The 18,006-nt window shown below is 74.0% G+C and carries 14 protein-coding genes and 1 pseudogene; 11 read left to right on the top strand and 4 right to left on the bottom strand.

Annotated elements, in window-relative coordinates:
* The first annotated feature begins 6 nt into the window (after positions 1-6).
* A complete protein-coding gene (locus tag RI578_RS35735) occupies positions 7-1,239 on the top strand; it encodes a DUF4032 domain-containing protein (protein WP_310874938.1) in 1,233 nt (410 codons plus the stop codon).
* Positions 1,240-1,255: 16 nt separating this feature from the next.
* Here RI578_RS35735 and RI578_RS35730 read toward each other — a convergent pair whose 3' ends face one another.
* Positions 1,256-2,131 carry a universal stress protein gene (locus RI578_RS35730; RefSeq protein WP_310874937.1) on the bottom strand — a complete coding sequence of 292 codons (876 nt, stop codon included), beginning with the start codon at positions 2,129-2,131 and terminating at the stop codon, positions 1,256-1,258.
* 331 nt (positions 2,132-2,462) lie between these two features.
* Here RI578_RS35730 and RI578_RS35725 point away from each other — a divergent pair, with 331 nt between their 5' ends.
* The 9 genes and pseudogenes from RI578_RS35725 to RI578_RS35685 all read left to right on the top strand — a co-directional run bounded on the left by RI578_RS35725 (position 2,463) and on the right by RI578_RS35685 (position 14,679).
* The gene (locus tag RI578_RS35725) at positions 2,463-5,441 is read left to right on the top strand and encodes an AAA family ATPase (RefSeq protein ID WP_310874936.1); all 2,979 of its coding nucleotides are present in this window, start codon (positions 2,463-2,465) and stop codon (positions 5,439-5,441) included.
* A 135-nt stretch (positions 5,442-5,576) separates the two neighbouring features.
* Positions 5,577-6,897, top strand: a pseudogene (locus tag RI578_RS35720) (CAP domain-containing protein).
* Positions 6,898-6,955: 58 nt separating this feature from the next.
* Positions 6,956-7,633 (top strand): AIM24 family protein, encoded by a 678-nt coding sequence (locus tag RI578_RS35715; RefSeq protein WP_310874935.1) that lies wholly within the window; start codon positions 6,956-6,958, stop codon positions 7,631-7,633.
* 187 nt (positions 7,634-7,820) lie between these two features.
* On the top strand, positions 7,821-9,062 hold the full coding sequence (locus tag RI578_RS35710) for a tetratricopeptide repeat protein (RefSeq protein ID WP_310874934.1): 1,242 nt from the start codon (positions 7,821-7,823) through the stop codon (positions 9,060-9,062).
* 11 nt (positions 9,063-9,073) lie between these two features.
* A complete protein-coding gene (locus RI578_RS35705) occupies positions 9,074-10,105 on the top strand; it encodes a polyprenyl synthetase family protein (protein ID WP_310875946.1) in 1,032 nt (343 codons plus the stop codon).
* A 119-nt stretch (positions 10,106-10,224) separates the two neighbouring features.
* Positions 10,225-11,184: a threonine/serine dehydratase gene (locus RI578_RS35700; RefSeq protein WP_310874933.1), complete on the top strand. Its 960-nt coding sequence runs from the start codon at positions 10,225-10,227 to the stop codon at positions 11,182-11,184.
* A gap of 301 nt (positions 11,185-11,485) precedes the next feature.
* Positions 11,486-13,099 (top strand): serine/threonine-protein kinase, encoded by a 1,614-nt coding sequence (locus RI578_RS35695; RefSeq protein ID WP_310874932.1) that lies wholly within the window; start codon positions 11,486-11,488, stop codon positions 13,097-13,099.
* A 69-nt stretch (positions 13,100-13,168) separates the two neighbouring features.
* A complete protein-coding gene (locus RI578_RS35690) occupies positions 13,169-14,146 on the top strand; it encodes an LLM class F420-dependent oxidoreductase (RefSeq protein ID WP_310874931.1) in 978 nt (325 codons plus the stop codon).
* A gap of 107 nt (positions 14,147-14,253) precedes the next feature.
* On the top strand, positions 14,254-14,679 hold the full coding sequence (locus tag RI578_RS35685) for an SsgA family sporulation/cell division regulator (RefSeq protein WP_310874930.1): 426 nt from the start codon (positions 14,254-14,256) through the stop codon (positions 14,677-14,679).
* A 6-nt stretch (positions 14,680-14,685) separates the two neighbouring features.
* On the opposite strand, the gene RI578_RS35680 is transcribed toward RI578_RS35685, so the two are convergent.
* Positions 14,686-15,180 (bottom strand): DUF6328 family protein, encoded by a 495-nt coding sequence (locus tag RI578_RS35680; RefSeq protein ID WP_310874929.1) that lies wholly within the window; start codon positions 15,178-15,180, stop codon positions 14,686-14,688.
* A gap of 160 nt (positions 15,181-15,340) precedes the next feature.
* Between RI578_RS35680 and RI578_RS35675 the strand changes: the two genes are divergently transcribed.
* A complete protein-coding gene (locus tag RI578_RS35675) occupies positions 15,341-15,688 on the top strand; it encodes a hypothetical protein (protein ID WP_310874928.1) in 348 nt (115 codons plus the stop codon).
* Positions 15,689-15,710: 22 nt separating this feature from the next.
* On the opposite strand, the gene RI578_RS35670 is transcribed toward RI578_RS35675, so the two are convergent.
* Positions 15,711-16,694 (bottom strand): aldo/keto reductase, encoded by a 984-nt coding sequence (locus tag RI578_RS35670; RefSeq protein WP_310874927.1) that lies wholly within the window; start codon positions 16,692-16,694, stop codon positions 15,711-15,713.
* A 12-nt stretch (positions 16,695-16,706) separates the two neighbouring features.
* The gene (locus RI578_RS35665) at positions 16,707-17,972 is read right to left on the bottom strand and encodes an FAD-dependent monooxygenase (RefSeq protein ID WP_310874926.1); all 1,266 of its coding nucleotides are present in this window, start codon (positions 17,970-17,972) and stop codon (positions 16,707-16,709) included.
* Positions 17,973-18,006 lie beyond the last annotated feature (34 nt).

Here is an 18,006-nt window from a genome sequence, read left to right as displayed (position 1 = left end):
CGGGGCATGGCCTTGCAGATCAGCGCCACCAATCCGGAGCACCCCGCGCTCCTGCTCGAACTGCCGTGGCAGACGCCGCTGGAGGAGTGGCCCGAGGAGTACCTCGTGCCGCTGCCCCGCGGCATCTCCCGCCACGTCGTCCGCTACGCCCGGGCCGGGGACGAGGTGATCGCCGTCAAGGAACTGGCCGAACGGCCCGCGCTGCGCGAGTACCAGCTGCTGCGCGACCTGGATCGGCTCGCCATCCCCGCGGTGGACGCGCTGGCCGTGGTCACCGGCCGCACCGGCACCGCCGGCGAGGCACTGGAGCCGGTGCTGGTCACCCGGCACCTCGGCGGCTCGCTGCCGTACCGGTCGATGTTCGAGACGACGCTGCGCCCGGCGACCATGCACCGGCTGATGGACGCCCTGGCCGTGCTGCTGGTCCGGCTGCACCTGGCCGGCTTCGCCTGGGGCGACTGCTCGCTGTCCAACACACTCTTCCGGCGCGACGCGGGCGCCTACGCCGCCTACCTGGTGGACGCCGAGACCGGGGAGCTGCATCCCCGGCTCAGCCCCGGGCAGCGCGACTACGACCTCGACCTCGCCCGGGTGAACATCAGCGGGGAGCTGCTGGACCTGGAGGCGTCGGGGGCGCTTCACCCCTCCGTCGACCCGATCGACTTCGGCATGGAGATCTGCGCCCGCTACCGGAGCCTGTGGGAGGAGCTGACCCGCACCTCCGTCTATCCGGCGGGCAAGTACCACTACATCGAGCGCCGGATCCGGCGGCTCAACGATCTCGGCTTCGACGTGGCCGAGATGCAGATCGAGCACGCCTCCAACGGCGACACGGTCACCTTCGTCCCCAAGGTCGTCGACGCTGGCCACCACCAGCGCCAGTTGCTGCGCCTGACGGGCCTGGACGCCGAGGAGAACCAGGCCAGGCGGCTGCTCAACGACCTGGAGAGCTGGATGGCCACCCAGGACGACTACGCCCCGGGCGACCCCCTCGGTGCCCGCCCGGAGGTCCTCGCCCACCGCTGGGTGCGCGAGGTCTTCCGGCCCACCGTGCGGGCGGTGCCGGTGGAGCTGCGCGGCGCGATGGACCCGGCCGAGATCTACCACGAGCTGCTGGAGCACCGCTGGTACCTGTCCGAGCGGGCCCAGCACGACATCGGCCTCGACACGGCCGTCGTCGACTACATCGAGAACATCCTGCCCAAGGCCCGGGAGACCCTGCAGCCCACGGCGGACTGAGCGGCGTACCGGTCCGTCACGTGTGCGGGACCACCGCCACCGGGCAGTCCGCGTGGTGCAGCACGCCGTGCGCCACCGAGCCGATCCGGGCGCCGACGGCCGTACGGCGGGCGCGCCGCCCGACGACCACCAGCTGGGCACCCGCGGCCACCGACAGCAGCACCTGCCCCGCGCTGCCCATCTCCACGTGCTCGATCACCGGGACGTCGGGGAAGCGCTCGCGCCACGGTCCGAGCGCCTCGCCGAGCGCCTTCCTCTCGTACTGCTCCAGGCCCCCGGCCTCGTCGGCGAGCCGCATCGAGCCCGGGCTGTAGGTGAACACCGTCGGCAGGGCCCAGGCCCGGACGGCACGCACGGCGGCACCGCGGGCGGCGGCCGCCTCGAAGGCGAAGCCGATCACGTCGGCGCTGTCCTCCGGCTCCCCCTGCTGCCCCACGACGACCTCGCGGCCGGCGGCCTCGGTCGCGGCCTCGCCCCCGGCCCGTACGAGGACGACGGGGCGGTTCGCCTCGGCGATCACCTGCTGGCCCACGGAGCCGAGCAGGAAGCCGACGACCGCCCCGTGGCCGCGCGAGCCGAGCACCAGCGTCTCGGCGTCGGCCGCGGCGGCGAGCAGTACGGCGACGGCGTCATCGGCCTCGCGGACCTCGGTGGACACCGTGAGGTCCGGGTGCCGCTCGGTGACGGTGCGGACCGACTCGGCGACCGAGTCCCGCGCCCACCGCTCCTGCGCGTCCCGGTCCCCCGTGCCGGCCGCGTCCAGCTCCTGGAACCGCCAGGCGTGCACGACGTGCAGCGGTGTTCCGCGGCGGTCGGCCTCCCTCGCGGCCCAGGCCAGTGCGGCCAGGCTCTCCTCCGAACCGTCGACCCCTGCCGTGATCGGGCGCGTCATGCGGGTCCCTCCCTGTGTCGCGGGCACGTCCATGGGACCAGTCTTCCCTACGCCGCCCTCATGATCTCGGAGTGGGCGTCCGCGTGCTGGGCCCCGGGGCGGCTTCCGGCTCTCTGAGCGGGGCCCGGCGATCGAACCCACGGTGGACGGCGGGCCGGTGCGGTGACGGGGCCCTGGTCCGGCGGCTCGGTCGGGCGGACCAGGGACCTGGTCCGGCGGCCCGGTCGGGCGGCGCCGTCCGGTGTGCGGCCCTGCGGTGCGACGATGGCGCGATCCGGCGGGGCCGCCCGGCGCCCTTGCCCTCGCGGGGCTGTCGGAGGCGCGTGCCAGGATGGGCATCGTGCAGCAGACCTCTTTCAGCAGCCCGCTCGTCGGTCGCGAGGCCGAACTCGCGCGTCTCACCGGCGTACTGGAGCGCGCCCGCTCCGGTGAGGCGCGCGCCGTGCTGATCGCCGGGGACGCCGGGGTCGGCAAGACCCGGACCCTGGACGAGGTCGCCGGGCGGGCCGCCTCGGCCGGGACGATCGTCCTCACCGGGCACTGCGTCGACCTGGGCGACGTGGGCCTGCCGTATCTGCCGTTCACCGAGATCCTCGGGGTGCTGGCCGCCGACGAGCGGTTCACCGCCGTGCTGGCCGCGCATCCGGTCGCCGACCGGCTGCTCGGCGGCGATCCGGACGACGGGGGTGGCGGGGGCGCCGGCACGCGGTCGCGGCTGCGGCTGTTCGAGGGGGTGGCCGCCCTGCTGACCGAGCTGGCGGACATCGCCCCGCTGCTGCTGGTCCTGGAGGACCTGCACTGGGCCGACCAGTCCTCCCGCGACCTGCTGCGGTTCCTGCTCAGCCGGGGAGTCCTGCAGCGCCCGGCGGGCGGGGCGCCCGGCGGGCGGCTCGCGGTGTTCGCCTCGTACCGGGCGGACGACCTGCACCGCCGCCACCCGCTGCGGCCCCTGCTGGCCGAGCTGGTCCGGCTGCCCGCCGTGGAGCGGCTGGAACTGCGGCCGCTGCCCGACGCCGACGTGGCGCGACTGGTGCGTTCCCTGCGCGACCTGCCGCTGCCGGACACCACCGTGCACCGGATCGTCGAACGCGCCGAGGGCAACGCCTTCTACGCCGAGGAGTTGGTCGCGGCCACGGACACGCCCGCCGGAGGTGTACCCAGCGGACTGGCCGACGTCCTGCTCATCCGCTTCGAGCAGCTGTCCGAGATCGCCCAGCAGGTACTGCGCACCGCCGCGGTCGCCGGGCGCCGCGTGGGTCACGACCTGCTGCGGGACGCCGTCGGGCTGCCCGAGGAGGAGCTGGAGTCGGCGCTGCGCGAGGCGGTGGAGCGGCAGTTGCTCGTCTCCGGCGACGGGGACGCCTACTCCTTCCGGCACGCCCTCGCGCGGGAGGCGGTCTACGCCGACCTGCTCCCAGGGGAACGGGCCCGGCTGCACGGCGCGTTCGCCCGGCTGCTCGCCGCGCGAGGCCGCCGGTCCGACAGCGCGGCCGAGCGCGCCCACCACTACCGCGAGAGCCACGACCTGCCCGAGGCGCTCGCCGCGTCCCTGGAGGCCGCCGACCACGCCCAGCGCGTCGGCGCGCCCGCCGAGGAGCTGCGGCACGTCGAGACGGCCCTCGACCTGTGGTCGGCGGTCGACGCCTCGGCACGGCCCGCCGGGCCCGACGCCGTGACGCTCACGCTGCGCGCCTCGGCGGCCGCCGCGCACGCCGGGGAGCTGCACCGCGCGGTCTCCCTCACCCGGTCCGCGCTGGCCGGCCTCGGCCAGGACGCCGACCTGGAGCTCGCCGCCCGCGTCCGCTACACACTCGCCGGGAACCTGCTGAGCGTCGACAACCTGTCGGCCGCGTTCGCCCACAGCAGCGATGCGCTCGGCCTGATCCCCGCCGAGCCGCCGTCTTCCACGTGGGTGTGGGCCGCGGCGACACACGTCATGGCGGCCCGCCAGGTCGGGGAGTACGAGACGGCGCTGCGGGTGGCACGCCGGGCCCTGCGCGTCGCGGAGGACCTGGGCGTCACCGACGCCCGCGCCGACCTCCTGATCTCCCTCACCAGTCTCGAAGGCGGCAACCGGAGCACTCCGCAGGGCCGCGAGCGGCTGCTGGAGGCGCGGGAGCTGGCGCGGCGGGCGGGCAACGCGCCGGTGGAGATGCGCGCGTTGTTCAACCTCGCCATCGGCTGTTTCGAGTCCGGTGACCTGGACGAGTGCCTGCCCTGGGCGGCGGAGGGGCTGGACCGGGCCCGCCGCTCCGGGCTGCTGTCCTCGCCGTATCCGCGGGAGATGCGGTACCTGCGGCTGCTGGTGCAGTACACGCTGGGCCACTGGGACGAGTGCGTGCGCGGGGCGGCGGACACCTCCGGCGTGCTGCCCGCCGCGGGCGGTCACGCCATCGGTCCCGGTCTGTACGTGGCGCTGGCGCGCGGTGACTCCGGGGCCGCGGAACGCGCTCGCGCCATGCTGGAGGGGCCGTTCGACTGGATGGGCACGCTGGTCGCCGGCATCGTGCTGACCGACGCCGCCGCGCTGCGCGGGGACGCCGAGGAGGCGGTGCGGTGGGCGCGGTCCACCGTCGAGGCGCTCACCGACGACGCGATCCCGCGGCCGGCCGTGACCGTCAGGCTCACCGCCCTGGCCCTGTCCGCGGTCGCGGACACCGTCGTCGTACTGCGCGGGGCCGGCGACGCGGCGGGGCTCCGCCGCTGGACGGACACCGCGGCGGAGCTGCTGGAGTGGGCCCGGTCGTCCGCCGGTCAGGGTGAGGACGACAGACCCCAGGGACCGGAGGGCCAGGCCTGGCTGGCGCGTGCGGAGGCGGAGGGGATCCGGATCGCCGGGTCCGGACCCGACCCGGCGTCCTGGGAGAAGGCGGTGGCCGGGTTCGCGTACGGCGACGCCTACGAACGCGCGCGGTGCCGGCTGCGGCTGGCGGAGGCCCTGCTGGCGGCCGACCGCCGCGAGGAGGCGGCAGCCGAGGCCGACACCGTACGCCGGGAGGCCGACCGGCTCGGCGCCACGCTGCTGCGCGAGCGGCTGAACGACCTGGTCCGCCGCGGCCGGCTGACGGACGCGACGCCCACCGGCGATCGCGCGTCGGTACTCACCGCCCGTGAGCGGGACGTGCTGCGGCTGCTCGCCCTCGGCCGCAGCAACCGCCAGATCGGCGAGGAGCTGTTCATCAGCGCCAAGACGGCGAGCGTCCACGTCTCCAACATCCTGGCCAAGCTGGCGGCGGCGAGCCGCACGGAGGCGGTGGCGATCGCCTACCGGCAGGGCCTGGTCACTCCCGAACCGACGACTTCCACCTGACCTCCGGCTCGGGACGGACCCCGGCCGGCGCCCTCCCCCGGCTCGGAGCGGACGCGGGAACCCTCGGTGTCCGGCGGACGTTGTCCCGGCACCGACACCCCTACCGGAGCGAGAACCACCACACAGGGCGGCACGATGAGCGATTTGGTCCCCGGGGGCAACGTCCCCCTGCCGGGCGGCCCCGTGAGCGTGCGGGTGCCCGGTGCCTTCGACGTGTCGGCGCTCGTGACGGACGACGGCGGCAAGGTGGGCGGTGACGGCGACTTCGTCTTCTACAACCAGCCGGAGGCACCCGGCGCCCGGTTGCGGGACGACACGCTCACCGTCGATCCCTCACGGCTGCGCCCCGGTGCGACCCCGGGTGACGGTGGCGGTGAGCCCCTCGGACCCCGGGGCCGCCCTGGGCGACCTCCCCTCCCCCACGCTCCACGTCACCGACGCGCGCGGCCGGGCACTGACCCGGTTCACGCCGCCACGCCCACGGCAGGAGACCGTGCTGCTGCTCGCGGAGTTCTACCGGCGCGGCGGGAACTGGAAGTTGCGCGCTCTGGGGCAGGGCTACGCCGACGGGCTCGCCGGTCTCGCCCGGGACTTCGGGGTGGAGGTCGTCGACGACGCACCGGCACCCGACGACCGGGCGCCGACCGCGCCCCGCGTCATCCCCGCACCGCCTCCCGCCGACACCGACGGCTTTCTCGGCCTGGTCAACTCCGCCCGGGCCGCGGCCGGTTCCGGCCCCGTCGCCGCCGACGCGCGCCTGGTCTCCGCGGCCCGGGCCCACGCCGCCGCCATGGCCGCCGCGGGCACGCTGAGCGTCGAGACCCGGGACGGCCTCTCCGTCCACCAGCGCGTCGTCTCCGCCGGGTACGCGTATCTCACCGTCGGCGAGCACCTGGTCTCCGGTCCGCGCACGCCCACCGAGTTCGTCGCGTACTGCCTGCGCACCGAGCGGACCCGGCGCACGCTGCACGGCGCCGCCTTCACGCACGCCGGTTGGGCGCACGTCACCGGCGGGCCCTCGGGCGACACGTACTGGACCGCTCTGTGGGCCGTGCCGTTCACCCCGGACGGCCTGGTCCGGACGACGGCCGAGGTCGTCGAGCTCACCAACCGGGAGCGGATCAGGGCGGGCCTGCCCGCCCTGGCCGTCGACGCCCGGCTGACCCACGCGGCCCAGGCGCACAGCGCGGACATGGTCGCCCGCGACTTCTATTCGCACACCGACCCGGACGGCGGCAAGCCCTGGGACCGGGCCGCCGCCGCGGGCGCCACTCGGCACACGGTCGGCGAGAACATAGCCTGCGGCCAGCGTTCCCCAGCCGACGTGGTGGAGGGCTGGATGAACAGCCCAGGACACCGCGCCAACATCCTCAAGGGCGACTTCACCCACATCGGCATCGGTCTCGCCGGCGGCGGCCGGGCGGGGACGTACTGGACCCAGCTCTTCGGCGGCTGAACACGGCGCCTGGCGCACGATCTTGGCGGAAGGGGGCACTCCGGGCCAGGATGCCCATATGAAGGGTGACCTCTTTTCCAGCGAGCACATGGTGCAGCCCGCCACGGCGCCGGGCATGACCGTCGAGAACTCCAAGTGCATCCGTTACACGGTGAACGGCGACATGCTGGCCCGGCAGGGGGCGATGGTCGCCTACCGCGGCAACCTCCAGTTCGAGCGCAAGGGCCAAGGCGTGGGCGGCATGCTCAAGCGCGCGGTCACCGGGGAGGGGCTGCCCCTGATGGCGGTGCGCGGACAGGGCGAGGCCTGGTTCGCGCACGAGGCGCAGAGCTGCTTCATCGTCGAGGTGGAGCCCGGCGACGAGTTCACGGTCAACGGCCGCAACGTCCTGTGCTTCGACTCCTCGTTGTCGTACCGCATCGCCACGGTCAAGGGCGCCGGCGTCACCGGCGGCGGGCTGTTCAACAGCGTCTTCACGGGACACGGCAGGCTGGGGCTGGTGTGCGACGGCAGCCCGCTGGTCATCCCGGTCTCGCCCGAGTACCCGGTCTACGTCGACACGGACGCGATCGTCGGCTGGTCCGCCGGGCTGTCGACCTCCCTGCACCGTTCGCAGTCCATCGGCTCGATGCTGCGCGGCGGTTCCGGTGAGGCCGTGCAACTGCATCTCCAGGGCCAGGGCTTCGTCGTCGTACGGCCGAGCGAGGTGACGCCGCAGAAGACGCAGCAGCACTGAGGCAACCCGGTCCGCTCCGTCGACGTCTTGATCGGCAACAGGTGACGCCGCCCTGGTCGCCCCACGTGACCAGGGCTGGTTTTCGACGCACTATACACAGCGCGTATACATGGAGTGCATACGAGTGCGCGACCGAGCGCTCGCTCCCGGTGTACACGCGCCTGTGCGTATGGACCGAAAGGAATCCATGTACGGCAAGGCATTCGCCCCGGAGTACCAGGGCGCCCTCACCGCCCTCTCCGTCAACTCCTCGCTGACCGATGTCCTGGCCGCCGGGGCGGAGCAGTTGGCGGCGGCCGAGCGCGCGGGACGGCACGGCGAGGCGGCGCGCTCCGGCCTCGCGGTGGCCGAGGCCCAGCGCCGGCTGGGCCGGGTCGGGGAGGCGGACCGGGCGTGGAAGGCGAGTTACCGGGCGGCGCGCACGGCCGGGGACACCGCGGCGATGGCCTGGGCGCTGTGGAGCGGCGGGACGCTGGCCCGGCAGCGCGGTGCCCTCCGGCTGGCCCGGCGGCTGCTCGGGCTCGCGGCCGATCTCGGCGAACGCGGCGGTGACGTCGTCGTCCGCGGCTACTCGCTGGCGGGCCTGGCCGAGACCGGCCGGATCCAGGGTGACTACGAGGCCGTCGGGCGGCTGCACGAGCAGTTGCTGGCCGAGGCGCGGCGGCGCGGCGAGGCACGGCACACCGTGTGGGCGCTGGAGGGCATCGCCCAGATGCACCGCAACACCGGCGCGTACGACCGCGCGTACGCCTTGTTCGAGGAAGCGGCCGGGATCGCCGCCCGGGCCGAGGACCGGCGCGGCCACGCCTGGGCGCTGCGGGGGCTCGCCGACGTCGTCTCGGTGCGCGACGGTGACACCGGGCGGGCGTTGGACCTGCTCACCGAGGCGGAGACGGGTTGCCGGGCGATGAAGCTGTCCGGCGCGCTGGCCTACAACCACAAGATGCGCGGCAACGTCCTGTACCGCGCCGGGCGTTACGCCGAGGCCCGCGACCTCTACGAGCAGGCGCTCGCGGAGTTCCGTGCCATGGGCGAGCCGCGCGGGGAGGCCCTCTCCCGGCTGGGCCTGGCCAAGTCACTGGCCCGCCTGGGCCGCGACCGCACCGAGACGGCCGCCGAACTCTCCGAGCTGGCCGGAGTCCTGGAGGGAATCGGCCTGATGCACGCCCGGAAGATGGTGGCCCGGGCACAGGAGGAGTTCGGCCTGACGGGCACGCAGACGGACGGGGTGGCGCAGGCCGACACGAGCGCGCAGGGCCACGCGGTGGCGGATCCCTACGCGGTGGTGCGGACCCACGCGGGCGCGCAGGCCGACGCGGGCGCGCAGCCCCACACGGCGGTGCAAGCCGACGCGGGCGCGCAGCCCCACACGGTGGCGCAAGCCGACGCGGGCGCGCAGGGCCACGTCGTGACGGAGGCCGTGCGGTGACGGCGACGGCCATGGCGGCAGCGGCGCCGGTGGGTGCTCCGCGGGTCCTCGGCCGCAGCCGCGCACTGGTGCGGCCCGCGCTGGAGGAGGCCGTGGGGCGGCTGCATCCGTGGGTGGCCGAGATGGCCGCGTACTCCTTCGGCTGGTGCGAGGTGGGCGGGGCGCCCGCCGGCGTCGGGGCCTCCGGCGGCAAGGGCGTACGGCAGGCCCTCGCCGTGCTGGGCGCCGAGGCGGCCGGTGCGTCCGGGCGGGCGGGGGTGCCCGCGGCGGTCGCGGTGGAGCTGGTGCACGCCTTCTCGCTGCTGCACGACGACATCATGGACGGCGATCCGGCGCGACGCCGCCGCCCCGCCGTCTGGAAGGCGTACGGCACCGGGCCCGCCGTCCTCGCGGGCGACGCGCTGTTCGCCCTGGCCGTCGAGACGCTCGCCGCCGCCCCGGCAGGCCCCCGGACGGTCCGTCTGCTGTCCGCCGCGCTGAACGACCTGGTACGCGGACAGGCGGACGACCTGCTGTTCACCGAGCGCCCGTGGACGGGCCCGAAGCGGGTGCGGCCGGGCGAGTACCGGGCGATGGCCGAGCACAAGACGGGGTCGCTGCTGGGCTGCGCGGCGGCCATGGGTGCCGTGCTCGGCGGGGCGCCCCGGTCGACGGCCGCCGCTCTCGACCGGGCCGGGCGGCACCTCGGCATCGCCTTCCAGGTCGTCGACGACATGCTGGGCGTCTGGGGCGACCCGGCCGTCACCGGCAAGCCCGTGCACGGCGACCTGCGGGAGCGGAAGAAGACCTTCCCGGTGCTGGCGGCGCTCGACGCCCCCCTTCCGGCCGCGCGGCGGCTGGCCGCGCTGCTGGCGTCCGACGCCGCCGATCCCGAGGAGGCCGCCGCCCTGATCGACGAGGCGGGCGGTCGTACGGCGGCACTGGCCGAGGCGCACCGGTGCCTCGGCGCGGCGGAGGCGGCACTCGCCGAGGCGGCACCGGGAGCGGAGACGGCCCGGGAGCTGCGGTCGCTGCTGGACTTCCTGGTGCGGCGCGACCTCTGAGCGCCCGTGACCTGCGACGCCGCTCACCCGCGCCCTCGGCGACGTGTTGACCTTGGGCGCGGCGCGCGAAAGGGTGCGAAGGGGCGCGGATCACCGCCCGCACCGGAAGGATGACTGCCTTGATCGGGATCACCGAGATCGAAGCCGCGGCCGAGCGGATCGCCGGACATGTCGTACGCACGCCGACCGTGCCCAGCCCTGGGCTGTCCGCGCTGCTCGGGGTCCCGGTCACCGCGAAGCTGGAGTTGCTCCAGCGCACCGGCTCGTTCAAGGCACGCGGCGCGACGGCGAAGCTGCTGTCGCTGACCGAGGCCGAGCGGGCCGCCGGTGTCGTCGCGGTCAGCGGCGGCAACCACGGCATCGCCGTCGCGGTCATGGCCGCCGCCCTCGACGTGAAGGCCACCGTGGTCATGCCGCGCACGGCACCGACCCGCTCCGTGGAGACCGCCGAGGAGGCGGGCGCGCTGGTGCGGCTCACCGACGGCATGGACAGTGCCTTCGCTCTGGTGAACCGGCTGCGGGAAGAGGGCCTGACTTTGGTGCACCCCTTCGACGACCCCGTGGTGATCGCCGGGCAGGGCACCGTCGGGCTGGAGTTCGCCGAGGACGTCGGGGAGCTCACCGACGTGATCGTGAGCATCGGGGGCGGCGGCCTGATAGCGGGGGTCGCGGCGGCGCTGCGGGCCCTGCGGCCGGACGTGCGGATCTGGGGTGTGGAGACCGAGGGCGCCGAGGCCATGTCGCGGGCGCTGGCGGCGGGCGGGCCGCTCGCCGTGCCCCTGTCCTCGATCGTCACCACGCTCAGCGCCCCGTCCGTCTCACAGCTCACGTACGACCATGTGTCGGCGCTGGTCGGCGAGGTGCTCGTGGTGCCGGACCGGGAGGCCGTCGAGGGTTCGCTGGCTCTCGCCGAGCACGGCAAGGTGTGGACCGAGCCGGCCGCCGGCTGTCTGGTGCCCGCGGCCCGCCGCGTGGTGGAGCGGGTGGGCGACGGCGCCCGTATCGGGCTGGTGGTGTGTGGTGGCAACGCCACGACCACCGACATGACGGCCTGGGCGGACCGCTTCGGGCTGCGCTGACCCGGATTTCCCGCGCGACATCCGCATTTACCGTGGGTTACCCGCAGGTCGGCCCCGTATTTCCGGTGCCACGCGCACCGAGGGTGGAAATGCGGGGCCGAACGGGAGCACGGTGCTGCCCAGTTCAGCGGCGGTGCGCGCCCGCACGGCCGCTTTTCCGGAATTCGCCGTCGCGCACGTGTTCGCCGATTTTGAAGAAGGGTCAGAAATGGCCCGGCTCGCCCATTCGTTGAACGCGACACCGCTCGCCGGCCGTACCTCTGGGCAAGCTGAGAGCCAGCGGTGCGAACGAGGGATGGCCATGGGCAGGGCGCACGTCTCCACACACGAGTTGGTCGCCGGTCGGTACCGCCTGCTCGAGGTCGTCCACCGTGAGACGAACCGGGTCTGCTGGTCCGGGGAGGACACCGGGACGGGCCGCCCGTGTCTGGTCACGCAGGTCGGGCTCCCGGAGGAGCAGGCCGGTGAGACCGCCCGCAGGGCACCCGGCCGGGTGGTCCGCACCTGCGAGACCATGCAGTCGCTGTGCCCCGGGCGGGTCCCCGCCGTGGTCGACGCGGTCGTGGCGGACGGCGCCCTGTGGACGGTGACCGAATGGGTCGGCGGCGTACCGCTCGCCGAACTCCTGGACCGGCAGGGCACGTTCAACTACGTGCGGGCGGCCCGCATCGGCCTGGAACTGCTGGACGTGCTGGAGGCGGCGCACGACCTCGGTGTCACGCACGGCGAGCTGAGCCCGGGGCAGGTGTTCGTGCGCGAGGAGGGCTCCGTCGTCGTCACCGGCTTCGGACTGGCCGGCGCCACCCTCGCGCCGAGGCTCACCGCGCCCTCGTACGCCTCGCCCGAGCAGGCCCGCGACGAGCGGATCGGGCCCGCCGCCGATCTGTGGACGCTGGGCGCGATCCTCTACACGATGGTCGAGGGCCGTCCGCCGTTCCGTGACCGGGGCCGGCCCGAGACGACGCTGAAGGGCGTGGACCGGCTGCCGCTGCGCACCCCGGTGCGCGCCGGTCCGCTCACCCAGGCCGTGCAGGGACTCCTGCGCAAGAACTCGCGGGAGCGGCTGACCCGGCCGGTGGTCCGCGAGGCCCTCGTCCGGGTGCTGACGGAGGATCCCGACGCCGCGGTGCGCGAGGCCCCCCGCCCCCGGCTGCGGGGCGCGTGCGCCGCGGCCCGGCAGGTGAGCGGCGAATGGAGCCGGCGGACGATGCTCGCGGGCACCGCCCTGGCCGTCGTCACGGTCACGGTCGCCGTCCTCGCCGTCACCCACGGGCTGCCCGGCACGGACGGCGGCACCGGCACCGGCACCGCCACCGGCTCCGGCACCGGGCAGCGCCCCTCGCCCTCCGCCTCGCCCCCCGCCTCACCGCCCACCGGCGGCACCGCCCCCGCCTCCCCCGCTCCCCCGCCGAGCGCGACTCCCGCACCGACGAAGCCGGGCGACGCCGTACCGGCCGGGTTCCGCCGCTACGACGCGCCGGAGGGCTTCTCCGTCGCCCTCCCCGAGGACTGGCGGCGGCTGGACACCTCGCGGGTGTCCGACGTGGCGTACCGGGTCGTCTTCGGCTCGTCCGGCGACCCGCGCACCCTCGCGGTCACCTACAGCGAGCGCGCGGGCGAGGATCCCGTGGCGGTCTGGCGCGACGACGTCGAGCCCGGCCTGGAGCGGTCGGGCGACTACCGCAGGATCGGCGAGATCCGCGCGACCACGTACCGGGGACGCGAGGCGGCCGACATGGAGTGGGTCGCCCGGGACGACGACACCCGGGTGCGCACCTTCGGCCGCGGCTTCCTCCTCGGCGGCGGACGCAGCTTCTCGCTGCGCTGGACGACTCCGGCCGACGACTGGGACGACTCGGCGAACGAGCAGGCGCTCACCGCCTTCCTCGGGACGTTCCGGGAGGACGCGGACTGACTCCTGCTCCTCCGGATTCCCTCCGGATTCCCTCCGTTTTCGCTCCGCCTGGCCGGGGACTCGCCCGTTATGGTGCGAATCGGATACACGATGATGACCGAGCAGGCCGGCCCCCGTGAGCTCGTCGGCCATCTGGTGCGGGCCGAGGAGGTGGGGTTCGACTTCTCGGTGACCTCGGACCACTACTTCCCGTGGCTGCGTTCGCAGGGGCACTCGCCCTACGCGTGGGCCGTGCTGGGCGCCGCCGCCCAGGCGACCTCCCGCATCCCGCTGATGACCTACGTGACGTGCCCGACGTTCCGCTACCACCCGGCGGTGGTGGCGCAGAAGGCGGCGACGCTGCAGTTGCTGTCCGAGGGCCGGTTCCGGCTGGGACTCGGCTCGGGCGAGAACCTCAACGAGCACGTGGTGGGCGGCGGCTGGCCGTCCGTGGACGTGCGGCACGAGATGCTCACGGAGGCCGTGGAGATCATCCGGGCGCTGTTCGAGGGCCGCCATGTGAACCATCGCGGCACGCACTTCGACGTGGAGTCGGCCCGGCTGTGGGATCTGCCGGACAGCGCGCCGCCGATCGGGATCGCCGTCTCCGGTGAGCGTTCCTGCGCGCTCGCGGGCGAGCACGCCGACCTGGTGATCGCCACCGAGCCGAAGCCGGAACTGCTGGAGGCCTTCGACCGGCACGGCGGCGAGGGCAAGCCGCGCGTGGGCCAGCTGCCGGTGTCCTACGACCCGGACCGGGACACGGCGATCAAGCGCGCCCACGCGCAGTTCCGCTGGTTCGGCAGCGGCTGGAAGGTCAATTCGGAGCTCCCGCACCCGGATTCGTTCGATGCCGCCACCCAGTTCGTGACCCCGGACGACGTCGCCGAGTCGATCCCCTGCGGCGACGACCCGGACGCCTTCGTGGAGGCCGTACGCCCCTACGCCGAGGCCGGATTCACCGAGATCGCCCTGGTGCAGATCGGCGGCGAGTCGCAACCCGCCTTCCTGGACTGGTCGGAGAAGACCCTCCTGCCCGCGCTGCGCGAGGCACTGGGCCGGTCCTGAACCCGTTCGTGAAACCCGGCACGGGCGAATCACCCGTCCGCCTGAGCATCTTGCGGGCGGGCGGGGTACTAGAGGGCTCTACGTCCGTCCCCCTGGAGGCCCCCGTCGTGAACTCCCTCGTGCACAAGACTCTGGTGGTGCAGCTCCAGGCGGGCGACGCCGACCGCTTCCCCGTGCTCGCCCACTTCGCCTACGAGGCCGCGGACCCCTTCGCGCTCACCGTGGTGTTCAGCCATGACGGCCGTGTGCTCGCCCGGTGGACGCTGGACCGGGAGATGGTGGGTGAGGGCCTCACCCGCCCGGTCGGCGTGGGCGACGTCCGGCTGCGCCCCGAGTCGCGGGGCCTGTGGGACGAGCTGCGCATCGAACTGCTGGGCGACGCCCGGCCCGACGGGGAACGCCACCACGCCGTGGTGTTCGTGTGGGCCGCGGCCGTGGAGGCCTTCCTGCGCGAGACCCACACCGTGGTCCGGCCGGGCGAGGAGGAGGTCCGCGTCGACGACTTCCTCGCGGAGCTCATGGCCGAGGGCTGACCGGCCTCAGCGCGAGGTGTGGCGATGCCGGGTCCACAGGGGTATCCCGAACCAGCACACCAGGTACCAGATCACCACGCCGGTGACCAGGTACGGCACGAAGCCGTCGTCGGTCGCGACGCGCAGGATCAGCAGGAGCGAGGACGTCATCGTGGCGAGCAGCAGCACCAGGCCGAGCAGGGTCAGCCGGGAGGCCAACCGTACGGCCTGGGGTTTCACTCGCCGTCCGGAGACTATGCGGTGCAGGGACACCGGGCCGATGAGGGCACCGGTCGTCACGGCGCCCAGGACCACCGTCACCAGGTAGATCGTCTGGTTCGTGTCCGAGAGGTCGTCGTACTTCGGGGTGAACACGACGGTCAGCAGGAAGGCGAACAGGATCTGCACACCCATCTGCGCGACGCGGACTTCCTGGATCAGGTCCGTCCACATCCGGTCCGCCCGCTCCTCCTCGGTCTCGTCGCGCCCCCTGCGTCGCTCCGAGTTCGCTGCCGTGTCCATTTCCGTCACTGTTCCTCCCGGTTACCGCGGCCTGCGTTCCCTTCCCTCTTCCCGGGTTCCCCACGGTCAGGCGCCGTGTCGGGGCGGCGGCATCCGGTTTGAGGGGTCGGCGGACGGTTACACGGGGCGGGACCGACGCAGGCCAGGAGGAAGGCGAAGGATGTCCGACACTCAGCTCACCGTGACGCTCAGCGGTGGCGGCATCGACGACGCGCGGGCGATCGTCCGGGCGCTGGAGGGCGTCTTCGGCGCACCCGACGGCCTCCCGGCCGACGAACAGGCGACCGTGCGCACGGCGACCTTCGACTCGCCGGCCGCTCCGGAGGCGGCCTCGGCACCGCGGGAGGCGGGTTCGCCGCTGTCCGCGCCGGTGACGGTCACCGTTCAGGGCACGCCGCAGGCCGTCGAGGCGGCCGGCGAGACGCTGTCCCGCGCCTTCACCACGCGGAACGAGGGAGCGGCCTCCGGCGACCAGGAGCGGGAGCGCGAGCTGCTCCTGGTGCCGTGAGGGACGCGCGTACCGGTACCGCCTACCAGCGGCCCTCGACCTGCTCCTTGATCCGACGGTCGTAGAGGTCGCGGATCGCGTCGAGCGTCTCCCCGGACAGCTCCGGCAGCCGGGCGGCCTCCGTGTTGGCCCGGGCCTGCTCGGGCGAGCGGGCGCCAGGGATCACGGTGGTCACACCGGGCTGCTGGATGATCCAGCGCAGCGCCAGCTGGGCCGGGGTGTAACCCTCGGGGGCGAGCGCGGCGAACTCGGCCGCGGCCTCCACGCCCGTGGTGAAGTCGACGCCGGAGAAGGTCTCGCCCTGGTCGAAGGCCTCGCCGTGCCGGTTGAAGTTGCGGTGGTCGTTGGCGGCGAAGACCGTGTCCCGGGTGTACTTGCCGGACAGCAGCCCGGAGGCCAGCGGCACCCGGGCGATGATGCCGACGCCCGCCTCCCGGGCCGCCGGAAGGACCTCGCGCAGGGGCTTCATACGGAACGGGTTGAGGATGATCTGCACGCTCGCCACGTTGGGCCGGGCGATCGCGGTGAGCGCCTCCTCGCAGGTCTCCACGCTGACGCCGTAGGAGGCGATGCGCTCCTCCGCGACCAGGGTGTCCAGGGCGTCGAACACCTCGTCGCTGGAGTAGACGAGGGTCGGCGGGCAGTGCAGCTGCACCAGGTCGACGACGTCGACGCCGAGGTTGCGGCGGGAGCGGTCGTTCCACTCCCGGAAGTTGTCGAGTACGTAGTTCTGCGGGATCTGCTCGACCCGGCGGCCCATCTTGGTGGCGACCAGCACGTGCAGGTCGGGCCTGCCGCGCAGGAAGGTGGCGATGGTCTCCTCGCTGCGGCCGTCGCCGTAGACGTCCGCCGTGTCGAAGAAGGTGACCCCCGACTCGGCCGCCGCCTCCAGCACCGTGAGGGCTTCCTTGTCGTCGACGTCTCCCCAGTCGGCGCCGAGTTGCCAGGTGCCGAGGCCGACCACCGAGGCGTGCTGGTTCGACCTGTCGAATGTCCGCTCGTCCATGCCGTCAGTCTGTCATCCGGAGTGATCCCGCACCGCGTCGGGACGGCCCTGCGCGCTCCTTCGGCCGCGAGTGGCCGGCCGGCGTGCCTGGAGCGTCCGCGCGAGCCTCGGTCCCAGCCAGCGCTTGAGCCGGCGCAGCCCCTCCAGTCGCCCGGCCGCCCGGTCGAGCCGGTAGTACAGCCGGGGCGGGACGTACGGCAGCAGGGGCGAGTGGCGCTGGCCGAGGAGGGCGAACATCCGCTCCGGCGGCAGGTGGATGTAGCGGGGCAGGTTCTCGTACCACTGGGCGCTGAAGCGGGCCGCGCTCTGCGACGGCAGCAGGGCCGCCCTGCGTTCCCGCTCGTAGTGGGCGAGGGCGTCCTGGAGGGTCCCCCGCTCGCGCAGTGCGGCGGACAGGGCCATGGCGTCCTCCAGGGCGAGCGTGGTACCGGCGCCGATGGAGTAGTGCGTGGTGTGGGCCGCGTCGCCGAGCAGGACCAGGTTGCCCCGGGACCAGGTGCGGTTGGTGAGGGTGCGGAAGGTCGCCCACTGGGCACCGGCGCCGGCCCCGGACCGACCGGTGAGCGGGTGGCCGTCCAGGACGTCGGCGAAGAGTTTCTCCAGCAGGACCAGCCCCTCACCCTCGTCGGCCCGGTCCAGGCCCAGACCGGTCCAGGTCTCGGGCGCGCATTCGACGACGCAGGTACTGCCCTCGGGACCGAAGCCGTAGCCGTACGCCCAGATCCAGCCGTGCTCGGTCTCGGTGAAGGCGAAGGTGAAGGCGTCGAAGATCTTGGTGGTGCCGAGCCAGACGTAGTGGTTGCGCCCGGCCCGGATCTCGGTGCCGAAGTGACCGGCGTGCCGGGCGCGCAGGGCGCTGCCCACCCCGTCGGCCGCCACGACGAGATCGGCGGCGGGCAGGTCGGCGGCGGTGATCTCGCACTCGAACTCCAGGCGCACGCCGAGGGAGCGGGCGCGGGCGGCGAGGATCTCCAGGAGTCGGTGACGGCCGATGCCGAAGCCCTCGTCGCCCCGGTGGCGGGCGGTCCGTTCGCCCACGTGGGCGACGCCGTCCCGCCAGCGCACGGAGTGCTCCTCGACGGCGCGCGCGGACTCGGGGTCGTGCTCGTGGAGCCGGTCGAGCAGTCCGCGCCAGTAGGTCACGCCCCAGCCGTAGGTGGAGCCCTCCGGGTCGCGTTCGTACACGGTGACGTCGTGGGAGGGGTCCTGCCGTTTCAGCAGGATCGACAGATACAGGCCGGCGGGCCCGCCACCGACACAGGCGACCTTCACATTCACCCCTGGAACGCACTCGTAGCAGTCAGATGACTAC

Origin of the sequence: Streptomyces sp. BB1-1-1 (genome assembly GCF_031597775.1) — a bacterium.
In the GTDB taxonomy this organism is placed as follows: Bacteria; Actinomycetota; Actinomycetes; order Streptomycetales; family Streptomycetaceae; genus Streptomyces; species Streptomyces thinghirensis.
The sequence above is the reverse complement of the archived record's forward strand: the minus strand, read 5'-3'. Positions and strand labels throughout refer to the sequence as shown.